This is a genomic window from Stenotrophomonas humi, from assembly GCF_001431415.1.
GTDB lineage: Bacteria > Pseudomonadota > Gammaproteobacteria > Xanthomonadales > Xanthomonadaceae > Stenotrophomonas > Stenotrophomonas humi.
Genome location: NZ_LDJI01000020.1, coordinates 1 through 16,247, shown reverse-complemented (window position 1 = coordinate 16,247; position 16,247 = coordinate 1). Strand labels below are relative to the sequence as shown.

The following is a 16,247-nucleotide window of genomic DNA, read 5'->3' as shown; positions in this document are numbered from 1 at the left end:
TCACCACGGCCGGCCGGCGTCAATCACGGCGCGGGGCCACGCATTGCCCCGCGCCGCTCGACATCAGCTCTCGTCCAGCGCCGCAAAACGTGCGGCGAGATGGTCGATGAACAACCGCACCGAGGGCAGCAGGCCGCGTCGTGAAGGGAACACGGCGTGGATGATTTCCTTCGGCGGCGCCCATTCCGGCGCGACATGCTTCAAGCGGCCCGCATCCAGCGCTTCGCGCACGATCATCGTCGGCAGCTGCGCCACTCCCACACCGGCAAGCGCGGCCTCACGGAGCACCATCATGCCGCGCGTGATCAGGCGCGGATGATGCGGGACCTCGGCGATGGCGCCGTCCGGGCCGATCAATCGCCACACATGCTCACCCTGCGGCACGCCCAGCGCCAGGCTGGGCAGCAGGTGCAGGTCGGCCGGGCCATGCGCCATGCCGCAGCGTTCCAGCAAGGCCGGCGCGGCGACCAGGCACTGCGTGCGTTCGGCCAAGACTTTCAGCACCAGTTCGCTGTCTTCCAGTGGCGGTGGCCGCACGCGGATGGCCAGGTCGAAGCCTTCGGCAATCACGTCGACGCGCCGGTTGGTGGCTTCCAGATGCACCTGCACTTCGGGGCAGCGCGCCATGAAGTCGGCCACCATCTCCGCCACGCGGAAATCCAGCAGCATCGTCGGGCAACTCAGGCGCACCACGCCGCGCGGCTCGGAGCGGGTCATCTCGATGGATTCGGCGGCCGCTTCGGCTTCGACCAACATCGCCCGGCAATGCGCGTAGAACGTCTGGCCCACCTCGGTCACTGAAAAATGCCGGGTGGAGCGCTGGATCAGGCGCACCCCCAACCGCTCCTCCAGCAATGCGATGCGTCGGCTCAGTTTGGATTTCGGCTCGCCCAGCGCGCGTCCGGCCGGGGCGAAGCCGCCGTGCTCGACCACCTTTGCGAAGTAGTACAGGTCGTTCAGGTCCTGCATCGGGCCACTCCATCGTTCACCAGATAGGACTATGAGACCATTTTTTGCCGTCTACCGGCCACATCGTTCCAAACCTATCTTTGCTCCAACGAAAGGCGCAGCCGCGCCGCCAACGGAGCAGAAACATGAAGAAGATCAGTGGCCTCTACAGCGCCCCCCGCCCGCACTGGGTCGGTGACGGCTTCCCGGTCCGTTCGCTGTTCTCCTACAACACGCACGGCCGTCAGCTGAGCCCGTTCCTGCTGCTGGACCATGCCGGCCCGGCCGAGTTCAGCCCCACCGACACCCCGCGCGGGGTCGGCCAGCACCCGCACCGCGGTTTCGAAACGGTCACCATCGTCTATGACGGCGAAGTGGCCCACCGCGATTCCACCGGTGCCGGCGGCGAGATCGGCCCGGGTGACGTGCAGTGGATGACCGCCGCCTCCGGCATCCTCCATGAGGAGTTCCACTCCGAAGCCTTCACCCGGCGTGGCGGCACGCTGGAAATGGTGCAGCTGTGGGTGAACCTGCCGGCCAAGGACAAGATGTCCACGCCGGGCTACCAGAACATCAGCAATGCCGACATCCCGGTCGTGCCCCTGGCTGATGGCGCCGGTACGGTCCGCGTGATTGCCGGTGCCTTCGGCGGTCAGCGCGGCCCGGCCCGCACGCACACACCGATGGATGTGTGGGACCTGCGCCTGCAGCGCGATCACCACACCACGCTGGACTTCGCCGAAGGCCACACCGTGGCGATGGTGGTACTGCATGGCACCGTGCTGTTCAACGGCAACCAGGTGGCACGCGAAGGCCAGATGGTGCTGTTCGACCGCGCTGCCGGGCAGGTGGAGCTGGAAGCCAATGCCGATGCCACCGTGCTGGTGTTGGCCGGCGAGCCGATCGACGAGCCCATCGCCGGCTACGGCCCGTTCGTGATGAACACGCAGGACGAAATCCGTCAGGCGATGGATGACTTCAACTCCGGCCGCTTCGGCCAGATCGCCGCTTGAACCCATGACCGGGCGTAACCGCCCGGTCACTTCCCCGTCGCGCCTGCATTACCGACGCCGCGCGATCGTCCCATTGCTACTCAATGAGTGCCCCGCCATGAATGCCTTCCCGTACGCCGCAAACTTCAATGGTGCCAAGCCGGTGATCGACCCGGACAACGTCGCCATGCTGCTGATCGACCACCAGAGCGGCCTGTTCCAGACCGTGCACGACATGCCGTTCACCACGCTGCGCCGCCTGGCCTCGACCCTGGCCAAGCTGGCATCGCTGGCCAGGATCCCGGTCATCACCACCGCCTCGGTACCACAGGGTCCGAATGGCCCGCTGATTCCGGAAATCCACCAGAACGCACCGCACGCCAAGTACGTGGCGCGCAAGGGTGAGATCAACGCCTGGGACAACCCCGACTTCGTGCAGGCGGTTAAGGACACCGGCAAGAAGCAGCTGATCATCGCCGGCACCATCACCAGCGTGTGCATGGCATTCCCGTCGATCGCGGCTGTTGCCGAGGGTTACCAGGTGTTCGCGGTGATCGATGCGTCCGGCACCTATTCCAAGCAGGCGCAGGAAATCACCCTGGCGCGGATGATGCAGGCCGGCGTGGTGGTGATCGACGTGGCCGCCGTGGCCTCGGAGCTGCAGAAGACCTGGAACCGCGAAGACGCCGCCGAATGGGCGCAGGCCTACACGCAGATCTTCCCGAACTACCAGTTGCTGATCGAGAGCTACAGCAAGGCGCAGGAAGTGGTGACCAACCACGAGCAGCTGGATTCGCAGCGCAGCTGATCCGTTCCCCGCACTGCGCGCAGGGTGCGCGCAGTGCTCATCCCAAGAAGGTGCTCTGTCATGACCAGTGAAACCAAGCGTGACCCGAAAGCCGATGATCTGCTGACCCCGGAAAACTCAGCCCTGATCGTCATCGACTACCAGCCGGTGCAGGTGAACTCCATCGCTTCGATGGATCGCCAGCTGCTGGTCAACCACATCGTCGGCGTTGCCAAGGCCGCAAAGGTCTACGAACTGCCGATCGTGCACTCCACGGTCAACGTCAAGACCGGTCTGAACAAGCCGCCGATCCCGCAGCTGCGCAAGGTGTTGAAGGACGAGCCCACCTACGACCGCACCACGATCAACTCGTGGGAAGACGTGGAGTTCCGCAAGGCTGTGGAGGCCACCGGTCGCAGGAAGCTGATCATGACCGCACTGTGGACCGAAGCCTGCCTGACCTTCCCGGCGCTGGATGCACTGCGCGAAGGCTATGAAGTGTACGTGCCGGTCGATGCGGTCGGTGGTACGTCATTGGCCGCCCACGATGCCGCGCTGCGCCGCATCGAGCAGGCCGGCGGCAAGCTGATCAGCGTCGCCCAGCTGTTCTGCGAACTGCAGCGCGACTGGAACCGCGCCGACACCGCCAGGCAGTTCATGGACCTGTTCATCAGCACCGGCGGCACGGCGGGCATCCAGTTCGGCTACGACGCGGCCGAGTAACCGGCCAACGCATCGGTCGGCCCATCCTCACTGGCCAATGCCTGTTCGTGACGGACACCGGGCGCGGCGATGGAGCAAACCGGCGAGCACCGCCTCTGCCGGTTTGCCGACCGGCCAGGTCCTGCCTCTTTTCAACCCACCCACTGGAGAACCCAATGAGCAAGCCTTACACCCGCCTCGACAAGGATGACGTCGCCGTCCTGCTCGTCGATCACCAGAGCGGTCTGCTGTCGCTGGTCCGTGACATCGACCCGGACAAGTTCAAGAACAACGTGCTGGCGCTGGCCGAGCTGGCCAAGTACTTCAAGCTGCCGACCATCCTCACCACCAGCTTCGAGAGCGGCCCCAACGGCCCGTTGGTGCCGGAGTTGAAGGAACTGTTCCCCGAGGCCCCGTACATCGCCCGTCCCGGCCAGATCAACGCGTGGGACAACGAGGACTTCGTCAAGGCGGTCAAGGCCACCGGCAAGAAGCAGCTGCTGGTCGCCGGGGTCGTGACCGAAGTCTGTGTGGCCTTCCCGGTGCTGTCGGCGCTGGCCGAGGACTTCGACGTGTTCGTGGTCGCCGATGCGTCGGGCACCTTCAACAGCATGACCCAGCAGGCGGCATGGAGCCGCATGGAACAGGCCGGCGCGCAGCTGATGACCTGGTTCGGCGTGGCCTGTGAGCTGCACCGCGACTGGCGCAATGACATCGAAGGCCTGGGCGCACTGTTCTCCAAGCACATCCCGGACTACCGCAACCTGATCACCGGTTACACCACGCTGACCGCCGGCAAGTAATCGCAGCGCATTCAGCATCCCGCGCCATCGCATCGGTTGATGCGATGGCGTTCTGCCGCCTGCGGTGGCCGCGCACGCACTAACCCAAAGTACAGTTTCGCCACCGGGTGGCCAGTTGCTACGGTCCGGGTGACATAGACATTCCGGTAGTGCCCCCATGCAAACCTCATCGCAAGACACCGCTTCGGCGCGTTTCGCCATCCGCTGCGCGCAGTTCGCCGAGCGTTGGTTCCCCGACTCCTGGGTGTTCGCCGCCCTCGCCCTCGCGGCCGTGAGCCTGGCCGCGCTGTCGATCGGTGCGGCGCCTACCGAGACCGCCAAGGCCTTCGGTGATGGCTTCTGGAGCCTGATCCCCTTCACCATGCAGATGGCCTTCGTGGTCATCGGCGGCTATGTGGTGGCCTCCTCCGGCCCGGCCTCGCGCCTGATCGATCGCTTGGCGCAGGTGCCCGGCAACGGCCGCACGGCAGTGGCACTGGTGGCCATCGTGTCGATGCTGGCCTCACTGCTGAACTGGGGCCTGAGCCTGGTGTTCGCCGGCCTGCTGGTGCGCGCACTCGCACGGCGCACCGAGCTGAAGATGGATTACCGCGCCGCCGGCGCCGCCGGTTACCTCGGCCTGGGCGCGGTGTGGGCGCTGGGCCTGTCGTCCTCGGCCGCGCAGCTGCAGGCCAACCCGGCCAGTCTGCCGCCGTCGATCCTGTCCATCACCGGCGTCATCCCGTTCACCGAAACCATCTTCCTGTGGCAATCCGGCGTGCTGCTGGCGGCACTGGTGCTGGTGTCGCTGGTGATCTCCTACGTCACCGCACCCAATGCCAACTCCGCGCGTGACGCGGCCGACTGCGGCGTGGATGTCAGCATGGACATCGCACCGCCCAAGGCCGGACCCACCCGTCCCGGTGAATGGCTGGAGCACAGTCCGCTGCTGATCCTGCTGCTGGTGGTGCTGGCCGCTGGCTGGCTGATGCATGAGTTTTCGACCAAGCCGGCCATCCAGGCCATCTCCGGTCTGAATACCTACAACCTGCTGTTCCTGATGCTCGGCGCGCTGCTGCACTGGCGCCCACGCAACTTCCTGGATGCGGTGGCGCGCGCGGTGCCGTCCACCACCGGCGTGCTGATCCAGTTCCCGTTGTATGGCTCCATCGCCGCGATCATGACCACCGTCAACGGCAGCGATGGCCACAGCGTGGCCCACATCATCTCCACCTTCTTCACCCGGATCGCCAGCCACGACACCTATGCGCTGCTGATGGGCAGCTACTCGGCGGTGCTGGGTTTCTTCATTCCGTCAGGCGGCGGCAAGTGGATCATCGAAGCACCGTACGTGATGCAGGTCGCCAACGACCTGCAGTACCACCTGGGCTGGTCGGTACAGATCTACAACGCGGCCGAGGCGCTGCCCAACCTGATCAACCCGTTCTACATGCTGCCGCTGCTGGGCGTGCTGGGCCTGAAGGCACGCGACCTGATCGGCTTCACCTTCGTGCAGCTGCTGGTACACATTCCCCTGGTGCTGATACTGCTGTGGGCACTGGGCGCAACGCTGGCGTATGTGCCGCCGGTGATGCCGTAAAAATGCGGCCTTTAAAGCCCCTCTCCCGCCTGCGGGAGAGGGGTTGGGGTGAGGGTACGACGAAACCAGCCATGGCAAACAACCGCAACAAAAAGCACGCTTCGCGCCCCCCTCTTCCGCCCCACCTGCACCCACAGGTTGATGCAGGTTCTTTCGCCGCCTAGGCTTTTTCCAACTAGGCTTTTTCCAACAAGAACAACAACACGTCCTCCTCCTCACCCGGCAAACGCGTCACCCCATCCGCCACAAACCCCAGCTTCTCCAACAAACACACGGACCGCGCATTGCCCTTCGAAACAATCGCGCACAAGGTCGCGATCCCCAGCACCTCACGCGCATGCTTCACCACACCGCGTGCTGCTTCCAGCGCATAGCCCTGCCCAACGAAGTCGCCCAGCAGCGCATAACCGATATCCACGTGCACCAAACCGTTGCGGCGCACCAGGCCGGCATTGCCCATCCATGCGCCGTCTTCGCGTCGTTCGATCACATACATGCCAAAACCGTTGGCCGCGTAGCTGACGAACGGACCCTTGTGGATGTAATCACGCGCCTGTTCCAGCGTGCGCACACCACGGTCGGCAATGAATTCATGGAAGCCCGGTTCGTTGAGCAGCGCCAACATGCCGGCTGCGTCCACATCGTCATCGCGCAGCAGGCGCAGGTGCAGGCGGTCGGTTTCGATCAGGGGCGACATCTCGGATTCCGTGCGTGATTGGTACACGGAAGCGTCAGGCCTCGGGGTGCCTGTGTGCAAGTGCCGCTATCCGCCCGTCATTCCCGCGAAGGCGGAAATGACGGACGAGGAACGAGGAGCAGAACAGAAAACAAAAGCAGCGCGAACCCTCAATCAAACAACGCCTGGATCGCCGCCAACCCCGCCTTCGCGCGTTCCTGCTTGTGCGCGGCATCCGCTACCGGGTCCGCACCGTCGCGCTGGATTTCGCTGGCCGGCAGTTCGTCGAAGAAACGACTCGGCTTGAGCCGGATGTGTTCGCCAAATTTGCGCGTCAGCCGGCTGAAACTCATCCACAGCTGGATCTTGGCGCGGGTGATACCCACGTATAGCAGGCGCCGTTCTTCCTGCAGCGTGCCTTCGTCGAGACTGACCTGGTGCGGCAGCACGCCGTCCTCGCAGCCAACGATGAACACATACGGAAACTCCAGGCCTTTGGAGGCGTGCAGCGTCATCATCCGCACCTGGTTGCCGCCGTCGTCCTTGTCGTTGCGCGATATCAACGCCAGCTGCGCGGCCATGTCGGCGGCGCTGGCACCACGCGGGCCGCTCTCGAACCATGACGCCAGTTCTTCGATGTTGTTGGCACGACGCTCGTAACTGGTGGTGTCCTTGGCCTGGTTGCGCATCTCCGCCAGCAGGCCGGAATCCTTGGCGACACGGCGTACCAGATCACCGGAGGTCATGTCGCGCATGTCCATGCGCAGCGCACGCAGGATGTCGGTGAACTTGCTCAGGCTGTTGGCCGCGCGTGGCGACAGCTGTGCCAACGCGCCCATCGCCTCGGCGGCGTGCGCCATCGGAATGTCTTTGTCAGAGGCCAACTCGGCCAGCTTGGCCAGCGTGCTGGCGCCGACATCGCGCTTGGGCGACTGCACCGCGCGCATGAAAGCAGTGTCGTCGTCCGGGTTCACCAGCAGGCGCAGCCACGACAGCGTGTCCTTCACTTCCTGCCGTTCCAGGAACACCGTGCCGCCATTGAGGTGGTACGGAACACCAACCAGCTGCATCGCTTTTTCCAGCGGGCGCGACTGGAAGTTGCCACGGAACAGGATGCAGAAATCACTCCACGGAATCTTGCGGCTGGTCGCCAGGAAGTGGATCTCCGAGGCGACCTTCTCCGCCTCATGCTCGCTGTTGCGGCACTCCCACACACGGATGCGTTCACCGTCGGCCTGGTCGGACCACAGCGTTTTCAGATGCTCGTGTGGGTTGTGTGCGATCAAGGCATTGGCCGCACGCAACACGCGGTTGGAGCAGCGGTAATTCTGTTCCAGCTTGATGATCTGCAGCGCCGGGTAATCGCGCGCCATCTGCTGCAGGTTTTCCGGGTTGGCGCCACGCCAGGCGTAGATCGACTGATCGTCATCACCCACGCAGGTGAAGTTGCCACGCGGCCCGGCCAGCTGTTTGAGCAGCCGGTACTGGGCATCATTGGTGTCCTGGCATTCGTCCACCAGCAGGTAGCCGATGCGTTCGCGCCAGGCCAGGGCGATGTCCGGGTTCTCTTCCAGCACCTGCACCGGCAGGCGGATCAGGTCATCGAAATCCACCGCGTTGAACGCAGTCAGGCGTGCCTGGTACAGCTCGTAAACCATTGCCGCGTTCTTCTCGCGGCTGCTGCGCGCCGCCGCCATCGCCTGCTCCGGCGACATGCCCGCGTTCTTGGCGCGCGAGATCAGGCTCTTCATGTCCTCGATGTCGTCGGGCTTGGCATTGCTGCCACCCAGCAGGTCCTTGATCTGCGCGCCGGCATCGTCGGCATCGAAGATCGAGAAGCTGCGCTTCAATCCCACCTGTTCATACTGGATCTGCAGGAATTTCAATCCCAACGCATGGAAAGTGCAGATGGTGACCTCTGCCGCATCCTCGCCACTGAGGCGCTTTGACACGCGCTCACGCATTTCCTTGGCCGATTTATTGGTGAAGGTGATGGCGGCGATGCGTCGTGCCGGATAGCGCCCGATGCTGATCAGGTGGGCGATTTTTTCCACGATCACGCGCGTTTTGCCGCTACCGGCACCGGCCAGCACCAGCAAGGGGCCTTCGGCGTGTACGGCCGCTGCACGTTGGGGGGGATTGAGGGAGTCGAGCATGAGGTGATTTCAGTCGCAGACAGCCAGTGTAAGCCATCGCCGCCAAGGCCCCCAGCATCGTTGCGGGAGACGACTGCTGCGCTCGCGTTGGGCTTGGTGAACGGTTGTAAAAGCCATGTTCAGGTGCTGGAATGCGCCACACAGTCATAAGGATCGATGACATGCGTAACGCATGGGCCTCCGCATTTCTCGCGGGTCTTGTCGCGCTGCCCGCGCTGGCTGCGCCGTCGACGGAAGAAGCCTGTCGCAATCTGTCGTCAAAGCCCATTCCGGCCGAAATAATGACCGCTGGATTCTATGGGGCTCACCCGGACATGCGTTGGCGCAATGCTGGGCTGGAAGCCTACAAAAAACGCAATTACGCCAAGGCGCTACGGGACTTCAAGCGCGCCGCAAACTATGCGGACAAATTCTCCCAGCTCATGGTCGCCCACATGTACTGGGAGGGCCTTGGAATCGCCGCCGATCATCCACTTGCCTATGCCTGGGTGGACCTGGCAGCCGAGCGCAACTACCGCAGTTTTGTTGTTCACCGCGAAGCCTACTGGGCACAACTCGATGAACAGCAACGTGCAGAAGCTGTGCATCGTGGGCAAGCGGTTTACGCCCGATATAGCGACAGCGTTACCAAACCAAACCTGGAGAGGGAACTACGCCTGGCAACCCGGAACATGACCGGAGGCCGCACCGGCCTGGTAACCGGGGCCCTGTATGTCACAGATGTAAATGGCAATGACATCTCCGGATCCGTCTACTACGACCCGACCTATTACCGACCCGAAATGTACTGGTGCGACCAGGACGCTTATTGGTCCCGGCCGATGCGTTCCAATGTGGAGGTTGGCCCACCGCAAACCGCCTCGCCGGAGGTCGACACGCGCTGAACGATCGGCACAACAACGGTACTGTCCCTTGCGCCCGGGCCATCGGTCGGCACCCGCTTGCGTTGCCGCGTTAAAATGCGGCATGGCCAAGCTCTATTTCTACTACTCGGCGATGAACGCCGGGAAGACCACCACCCTGCTCCAGTCCGCGCACAACTACCGTGAGCGCGGCATGCGGGTGGCCCTGCTGACCCCGCGCCTGGACCACCGTGCCGGCACCGGCGTGGTCGCCTCGCGGATCGGCCTGCAGGCCGAAGCCACCGCGTTCGAGCGCGACACCGACCTGCAGAAACTGATCGAACGTGACATCGCCCAGCACGGCAAGCTCGGTTGCGTGCTGGTGGACGAGGCCCAGTTCCTGAGCAGGGCACAGGTGTGGCAATTGTCCGAAGTGGTCGACGAACTGCGCATCCCGGTGCTGTGCTACGGCCTGCGTACCGACTTCCGTGGCGAACTGTTCGAGGGCAGCCAGTACCTGCTCGCCTGGGCCGACGAGATGCAGGAGATCAAGACCATCTGCCACAGCGGCAAGAAGGCGACGATGACCGTGCGCGTGGACGAGAACGGCTTTGCCGTGCAGGACGGCCCGCAGGTGGAGATCGGTGGCAACGAGCGCTATGTGTCGGTGAGCCGTGCCGAGTTCAAGAAGATCACCCGCGGCGAAGGCCGGATCGACCCGATGCAGGCGCCACTGCCGTTGTGACGCCGTACCGTCTCCCTCCGGGAGAAGGTACCCGTAGGGCGGATGAGCGGCGCCTCATTGGTGTTGGAGACGCCTCGTTGATGAACGCGATGAACGCGTCGCCACGCGCCAGTCTGGTGAACAACCCCGGCTTTCACCCCAACCCCTCTCCCGGAAGGAGAGGGGCTTCGAACATGCACCTCAATACAGCGTCCGCTCCGGCGCGCCAGCCGCCGGCGGGGTGTACTGATACAACCACGTCTCGGTCAGTGTCCTGCCGCCGCTGCGCAGGTACAGGCGGATGTCGATCTGGTCGTAGCTGCCTTCCGGCGGCACCAGGTCGAACATGGCACGGTAGCCCTTGATCTCACGCAGTGGTCGCGCGGAAATGGTTTCCAGCTTGCCACGGCTGGTTTCCACCACCGCTTCCACCTCGCCCTTGTCGATCAGGCTGGCCAGCTCGCCGCCTTCGAAGTCCACCGCGAAGCGCCAGGAAAAATACTCGCGCTTCTTGCCGATCACGCCACCCAGGCCGGTGCGACTGGCCACGCAGTGCGCCAGCGGCGGTCGTGCCGGCGGCTCCGCGCCCCAGTACAGCCGATAGCCGACCAGCAGCTCCTGGCCCGGCTGCGGCTTCGCCTTCGGGTTCCAGAACGCGACGATGTTGTCGAAGGTTTCATCGACGGTGGGGATCTCCACCAGCTGTACCGAGCCTTCGCCCCACTGACCCTTCGGCTCCACCCACAGGCACGGGCGCTTCTCGTAGAACACGCCGTCGTCCTGGTAATGGTCGAAGTTGCGGTCACGCTGCAGCAGGCCGAAACCACGCGGGTTGTTGTCCACGAACATGTTGAAGCGCAGGTGCGTCGGGTTGCACAGCGGGCGCCAGATCCACTCGCCGGCACCGGTCCACATCGACAGGCCATCGGTGTCATGGATCTCCGGGCGCCAGTCCCAATCCATGCGGCGGTCGTTCTCGCCTACCTGGTACATGCTGGTGCACGGCGCGATGCCCAGGCGTTCGATCTGCTGGCGCGGGTAAAGGGCGCTGTCGATGTCCATCAGCAGCACGTCGCCATTGGTGATGGCGAAGCGGTAGGCGCCGGCCACGCTGGGCGAATCGAGCAGGCCGTAGACGATGATCGTGTCCGAATCACCGCTGGGCTGTTCCAGGTAATAGGCGATGAAGTCGGGGAATTCCTCCGGCTTGCCCATGCCGGTGTCGATCGCCAGGCCGCGTGCGGACTGACCGTACTGGCCTTCCTTGCCCACCGCCCGGAAGTAGCTCGCGCCGAGGAAGGCGGCGAAGTCGCGGTCGGTATCGGCGCGGGTGTTCAACCGGAACCCGGCAAACCCGAGATCAGCTGGCAGACGCTTGCCGTGGATGCCGCTCTTGCCGTAATCGAACGCAGCGCCGTCATAGGCCAGCTCCTGCGCCTTGCCGCCGGCCACGTCGAACATGCGCACCGGCGAATGGAAATACAGCCCCAGGTGGAAGAATTTGGCCTGGAACCTGCCCGGCTGGTCGGCCCACAGCGCGTGATCCTGGCGGTAACGGATGGACTGGTACTGGTCCCAGTCCAGCGCTTCCAGCTCCGCCGGCAGCACCCGCTTGTGACTCTGGTACGGCGCGGCGGCCAGCGCGCGGGCCTGGCCTTTCAGGGCCGCGAAGTCGAATGGCTGTGGCTGGCCGATGCGACGCAACCCCATCTGCGCAGGCGCAGCTGCACAGGCGGCGAAGGACGGCAGGCCGAAGGCGGCCAGGGCAGCGGAGGCGTTGCGCAGGAAGTCGCGTCGTTGCATGGAGGGCAGGCTGATGGGGACAGCGGGCATGTTAGGCGCAGTTGCGTTAATCGGCAGCGTCCGCCCGCCGTGGACTGAACATCCGCTTCAGGAACCGTGATGGCAGCCCGTGCTGGCCGTGCCCGGCCGTTTCTGGTCCGGGGTGAATTGAGGGAGCTGGGGGTGTCTTTGCCGTTGTGGCCGCTTCCACTCCCGTCCTTTCTCACACCTCCCCGACAACCTCAGCGCTGGCAGTACCCGCACCACACCGTCGCACGCTGGCCGATGCTGGCGTAGCGCAGCAGGCGGCCACATTGCTTGCAGTTCTCACCCTCGCGGCCATACACCAGCAACTCCTGCTCGAAGTAGCCCGGCGCACCGTCCGGGCTGATGAAATCGCGCAGCGTGGTGCCACCCCGGGTGATGGCGTGGCCGAGGATTTCCTTCACCGCATCGGCCAGACGCTGGTAGCGCGCCCGCGACACCTTGCCCGCCTCGCGCAGCGGATTGATGCCGGCCGTGAACAGACTTTCGGCGGCATAGATGTTGCCCACGCCAACGACAATGCGCTGGTCCATCAGGAAGGTCTTCACCGCCGCGCTGCGGCCCCGGCTGCGATGGAACAGATAGTCGCCGTCGAACACGTCGTCCAGCGGCTCGGGGCCAAGCTCACGCAGCAGTTCGTGGGTCTCACCGGCTGGCTGCCACAACAGGCAACCGAAGCGGCGAGGGTCGTTGAAACGCAGCAGGCGACCATCTTCCAGGCTGATGTCGACGTGGTCATGCGCGCGCACCGGCGTATCACCGGGCAGCACCCGCAGGCTGCCGGACATGCCCAGATGCAGCAATGCGCTGCCGACATCGGTATCCAGCAGCAGGTACTTGGCGCGGCGGCGGATCGCTTCGATGCGCTGGCCCGGCAGCTGCTGTTCGATCTCCGCCGGAATCGGCCAACGCAGGTCCGGCCGGCGCAGGATCACGCCGTGGATGCGCCGCCCTTGCAGGTGCGGTTCCAGGCCTCGGCGGGTGGTTTCTACTTCGGGCAGTTCCGGCATCGCTCAATCCTGATGATCACGCCCCCCGGCAAATCCGGGCAGGCTTACTCGCTGGCGCGCAGGCAACCAAAGCCACGCACGCGCATTTCGAAAGGCTGCACATCCACCGTCGCGTCGGCGCCATCGGCACCCTTGCCCATCACCATCACCGAGCATTGCCCGCCGCGCGATGGCTCCAGGCCCTGCAACACCCGGTACTGGTGGTCTTCCTGCGGGGTGAAGGCGAAGGTGACCGTGCACGTCTTGCGCCCATCCCGGATCTGCACATCCATATGCGCCTTGCGCTGTGCATGTACGCGCAACGTTTCGGCGCCGGTACGGCCGATATAACAACCGTCCTCGTTGAAGTTCAGCGCGCCCACGATGCCAAGTCCGGGATCGATGCTCACCTCGGCCGCCGGCTCGCCTTCCACGGGTTGCACGTACGGCTTGTTGCCCAGTGAAAACGCCAGCGCCATGACCGGCATGGCGAACAACGTGGTGGCCACCAGCGGCGCGAACAATGGCTTCATCCTTGATCCCTGCATGCATTGACGGCCGCCATTCTGATCGCAGGCTGCCGTTGCATCAACGCGGTGGCGCCATCAACTCGCGCGCACTCAGATAGCCATCGCCATCGGCATCCTGTCGTGCGAAGCGGGCCAGGATCACCTGCCGTTGTTCGTCACGGGTGATCGGTTTGCCGCGCCCACCGGGTTGTTCGTCCGGCTCCAGCACGCCGTTGCCATTGCGATCCATGCGGTCGAATGCATAGAACATCCACTGCAGGTATTCGTCCGGGCTTACCCGGCCGTCAGCACCGGCATCCATCCGCTGCAGGTACGTAGCGGTGTCCTGTACCTGCGCGACGGCCGGCAGCGTCACCAGCAGCAGGCCAGCGGCGATCAAGCGGCCGATCATGCGCCGCTGAGCGAGTAGCCCTTCAGGCGCGCCGCATAGGCCTGCAGCGCGGCACTGCCGCTGGCCTCTGCTTCCTGGCACCACTGCTGCAGCTGGCGCAGGCGCTCGGCCGCGTCGTGGCTGCGCGCCTCCAGCAACGCAGACAGCCGCGCACGGTGCTCCACCAGCTGCTGGATGCGCGGGCGCTGCTGCACCCATTGGTTCAACTGTTCGCGGCAGGCCGGCTTGAGCCAGCGACCGTCATTGACCAGGCCCTTGCGCATGCGCCGCGGCAGCAGCTTGCGCAGCTTGGCGCCGGCAGCGGCGGCCTCATCCTTCAACGCCGGTGCGAACACATTGCGCTGGTAATCGGTCATGGCCTGGAAGCGGTGCGACAACAACGCCTTGAGCGTGTCGGCATCGGGCACGGCGATGTTGGGGCGGATGTCCATGGTCGGCGCCACGCGCAGCACCTTGGCCAGCCGCAGCGCCTGCAGCAGGCGGATGGCCTGCCAGCCGATGTCCAGCTCCCAGCGCCGCATCGAGAACCGTGCCGAACTCGGGAAGGCATGGTGGTTGTTGTGCAGCTCTTCGCCGCCGATCCAGAACGCCCACGGCGTCAGGTTGGTCGAGGTGTCGGCCGATTCGAAATTGCGGTAACCCCACCAATGGCCGAGGCCGTTGACCACACCCGCCGCCCAGAACGGAATCCACGCCATCTGGATCGCCCACAAGGCGATGCCCGGCAGGCCGAACAGCACCGTGTTGACCGCGAACAACAGCACCGGGCCAAGGTTGGCGTGCGGCGTATAGACGTGACGCTCGACCCAATCCTCCGGCGCACCGCGCCCGTACTGTTCGATATCGGCACGTTGCGCGCGCGCTTCGCGGTACAGCTCCACCCCGCGCCAGAACACCTGGCCGATGCCCTTGGTGACCGGGCTGTGCGGGTCTTCCTCGGTTTCCACCTTGGCGTGGTGCTTGCGGTGGATGGCCACCCACTCGCGGGTGATCATCGAGGTGGTCAGCCACACCCAGAAACGGAAGAAGTGGGAGATGACCGGATGGAAATCCACGCCGCGATGGGCCTGACTGCGGTGCAGGTACAAGGTCACCGCGAAGATGGTGAGCTGGGTGAACACCAGCAGCACCGCGAGCATGCCCCACCAGCCCAGGCCGGCAATGCCACCGGTGAGAAACGTGAGCAGCGCTTCGGACATTGCAGAACTCCAGGCAGGTCGGTGCCAGATGAAACCAGTGCTACACATGATGGGGCCTGCCGCTGCAAACTTCATCCGCCTGCGGCTCGTCCGTTGGTCGAATCCTCAGCTGCCTTTCACATCGACACTCACGCCTGAATGACCATCGCCCCGGCCGCCGTTGCGGCACCGCTGATCGAACTGAACCACGCCTGCGTCGTCCGCGGCCAGGTACGTGTGCTGCATGAACTCAACCTGCGTATCGAACAGGGCCAGCACACCGCCATCCTCGGCCCGAACGGCTGCGGCAAGTCCTCATTCATCAAACTGATCACGCGCGAGCTGTACCCGCTGGCGCGCGCCGATGGCCCCGTGCCGGTGCAGGTGCTGGGGCAGACCCGCTGGCAGGTGGACCGGCTGCGCTCGCAGCTGGGCATCGTCACCGGCGACCTGTCCAGCAACCTGGCCGACATGCCGGGGCTGAGCGTGGAGGAAGCGGTGATTTCCGGCTTCTTCGCCAGCTACGTGGTGCCGGCCCATCGCGACGTCACCGACGCCATGCGCCAACGTGCCCGCGAGGCGCTGGGGCTGGCCCGTGCCCTGCCGCTGCTGGGCCGCAGCTACGCCGAGCTGTCGGCCGGCGAAACGCGCCGCGTATTGATCGCCCGTGCCCTGGTCAATCAACCCCGGGCGCTGCTGCTGGACGAGCCGTCCACCGGGCTGGACCTGATCTCGCGCCAGCACCTGATCGACACCATGCAGCACCTGGCCCAGCAGGGCATCACCCTGGTCTTGGTCACCCACCACATCGAGGAGGTGATTCCGGAAATCGCCCGCGTGGTGCTGATGAAGGGCGGGCGCATCTTCGCCGATGGCCCGCGCGAGCAACTGCTGTGCTCGGCGCCGCTGTCGGAGGTTTTCGGCGGGCCAATCGAAGTGCGCGAGGAAGCCGGTCGGCTGACGGCCTGGGTGCAGGGGGAGCTTTGAGGTTGAGGCGGGGAATCGGGAGCTGGGAATGGACGCCGAGCGTGGTCCTCGCTACCCGGTGGCATTGAAGTAGGGAACGGGGATTGTTTGCCACTGGGGGGGCAACGCACCCCTCCCCCTGCTTAATCCCCCACTC

General features: G+C 64.8%; 16 protein-coding genes. 8 read left to right on the top strand and 8 right to left on the bottom strand.

Annotation, left to right across the window (positions count from 1 at the left end; translation table 11 throughout):
- Positions 1-63 precede the first annotated feature (63 nt).
- On the bottom strand, positions 64-969 hold the full coding sequence (locus ABB26_RS10585; RefSeq protein ID WP_057633894.1) for a LysR family transcriptional regulator: 906 nt from the start codon (positions 967-969) through the stop codon (positions 64-66).
- Between the two features lie 125 nt (positions 970-1,094).
- Here ABB26_RS10585 and ABB26_RS10580 point away from each other — a divergent pair, with 125 nt between their 5' ends.
- The 5 genes from ABB26_RS10580 to ABB26_RS10560 all read left to right on the top strand — a co-directional run bounded on the left by ABB26_RS10580 (position 1,095) and on the right by ABB26_RS10560 (position 5,811).
- On the top strand, positions 1,095-1,961 hold the full coding sequence (locus ABB26_RS10580; RefSeq protein WP_057633891.1) for a pirin family protein: 867 nt from the start codon (positions 1,095-1,097) through the stop codon (positions 1,959-1,961).
- Positions 1,962-2,058: 97 nt separating this feature from the next.
- Positions 2,059-2,748 (top strand): isochorismatase family protein, encoded by a 690-nt coding sequence (locus ABB26_RS10575; RefSeq protein ID WP_057633890.1) that lies wholly within the window; start codon positions 2,059-2,061, stop codon positions 2,746-2,748.
- A 60-nt stretch (positions 2,749-2,808) separates the two neighbouring features.
- Positions 2,809-3,450, top strand: coding sequence for a hydrolase (locus ABB26_RS10570; RefSeq protein WP_057633888.1), 642 nt, complete (start codon positions 2,809-2,811; stop codon positions 3,448-3,450).
- Positions 3,451-3,605: 155 nt separating this feature from the next.
- The gene (gene ycaC / locus ABB26_RS10565; protein ID WP_057633886.1) at positions 3,606-4,232 is read left to right on the top strand and encodes an isochorismate family cysteine hydrolase YcaC; all 627 of its coding nucleotides are present in this window, start codon (positions 3,606-3,608) and stop codon (positions 4,230-4,232) included.
- 157 nt (positions 4,233-4,389) lie between these two features.
- The gene (locus ABB26_RS10560; protein WP_057633884.1) at positions 4,390-5,811 is read left to right on the top strand and encodes a short-chain fatty acid transporter; all 1,422 of its coding nucleotides are present in this window, start codon (positions 4,390-4,392) and stop codon (positions 5,809-5,811) included.
- Positions 5,812-5,986: 175 nt separating this feature from the next.
- Here the strand turns inward: ABB26_RS10560 and ABB26_RS10555 are convergent, their stop codons facing one another.
- Together ABB26_RS10555 and ABB26_RS10550 are read right to left on the bottom strand one after the other, a co-directional pair.
- Positions 5,987-6,508 (bottom strand): GNAT family N-acetyltransferase, encoded by a 522-nt coding sequence (locus ABB26_RS10555; RefSeq protein ID WP_057633883.1) that lies wholly within the window; start codon positions 6,506-6,508, stop codon positions 5,987-5,989.
- Positions 6,509-6,657: 149 nt separating this feature from the next.
- A complete protein-coding gene (locus ABB26_RS10550; protein ID WP_057633881.1) occupies positions 6,658-8,643 on the bottom strand; it encodes a UvrD-helicase domain-containing protein in 1,986 nt (661 codons plus the stop codon).
- A gap of 161 nt (positions 8,644-8,804) precedes the next feature.
- Here ABB26_RS10550 and ABB26_RS10545 point away from each other — a divergent pair, with 161 nt between their 5' ends.
- Positions 8,805-9,527, top strand: coding sequence for an SEL1-like repeat protein (locus ABB26_RS10545; protein ID WP_245626193.1), 723 nt, complete (start codon positions 8,805-8,807; stop codon positions 9,525-9,527).
- 82 nt (positions 9,528-9,609) lie between these two features.
- The gene (locus ABB26_RS10540) at positions 9,610-10,230 is read left to right on the top strand and encodes a thymidine kinase (protein ID WP_057633878.1); all 621 of its coding nucleotides are present in this window, start codon (positions 9,610-9,612) and stop codon (positions 10,228-10,230) included.
- Positions 10,231-10,410: 180 nt separating this feature from the next.
- Here ABB26_RS10540 and ABB26_RS10535 read toward each other — a convergent pair whose 3' ends face one another.
- The 5 genes from ABB26_RS10535 to ABB26_RS10515 all read right to left on the bottom strand — a co-directional run bounded on the left by ABB26_RS10535 (position 10,411) and on the right by ABB26_RS10515 (position 15,145).
- Positions 10,411-12,012 (bottom strand): OpgD/OpgG family glucan biosynthesis protein, encoded by a 1,602-nt coding sequence (locus tag ABB26_RS10535; protein WP_057633876.1) that lies wholly within the window; start codon positions 12,010-12,012, stop codon positions 10,411-10,413.
- Between the two features lie 221 nt (positions 12,013-12,233).
- Positions 12,234-13,046 carry a bifunctional DNA-formamidopyrimidine glycosylase/DNA-(apurinic or apyrimidinic site) lyase gene (gene mutM, locus ABB26_RS10530; RefSeq protein WP_057633875.1) on the bottom strand — a complete coding sequence of 271 codons (813 nt, stop codon included), beginning with the start codon at positions 13,044-13,046 and terminating at the stop codon, positions 12,234-12,236.
- Between the two features lie 44 nt (positions 13,047-13,090).
- Positions 13,091-13,558, bottom strand: a complete 468-nt coding sequence (locus ABB26_RS10525; protein WP_057633873.1) for a hypothetical protein — start codon at positions 13,556-13,558, stop codon at positions 13,091-13,093.
- A gap of 55 nt (positions 13,559-13,613) precedes the next feature.
- Complete coding sequence (locus ABB26_RS10520) at positions 13,614-13,946, bottom strand: EF-hand domain-containing protein (protein ID WP_152982640.1); 333 nt, start codon at positions 13,944-13,946, stop codon at positions 13,614-13,616.
- On the bottom strand, positions 13,943-15,145 hold the full coding sequence (locus ABB26_RS10515) for a DesA family fatty acid desaturase (RefSeq protein WP_057633871.1): 1,203 nt from the start codon (positions 15,143-15,145) through the stop codon (positions 13,943-13,945). The genes ABB26_RS10520 and ABB26_RS10515 overlap by 4 nt, the downstream gene beginning before the upstream one ends.
- A 138-nt stretch (positions 15,146-15,283) precedes the next feature.
- On the opposite strand from ABB26_RS10515, the gene ABB26_RS10510 reads away from it, so the two are divergent.
- Entirely contained in the window at positions 15,284-16,111 is an 828-nt protein-coding gene (locus ABB26_RS10510) for an ABC transporter ATP-binding protein (RefSeq protein ID WP_057633870.1), read from the top strand.
- The last annotated feature ends 136 nt before the right edge of the window (positions 16,112-16,247 follow it).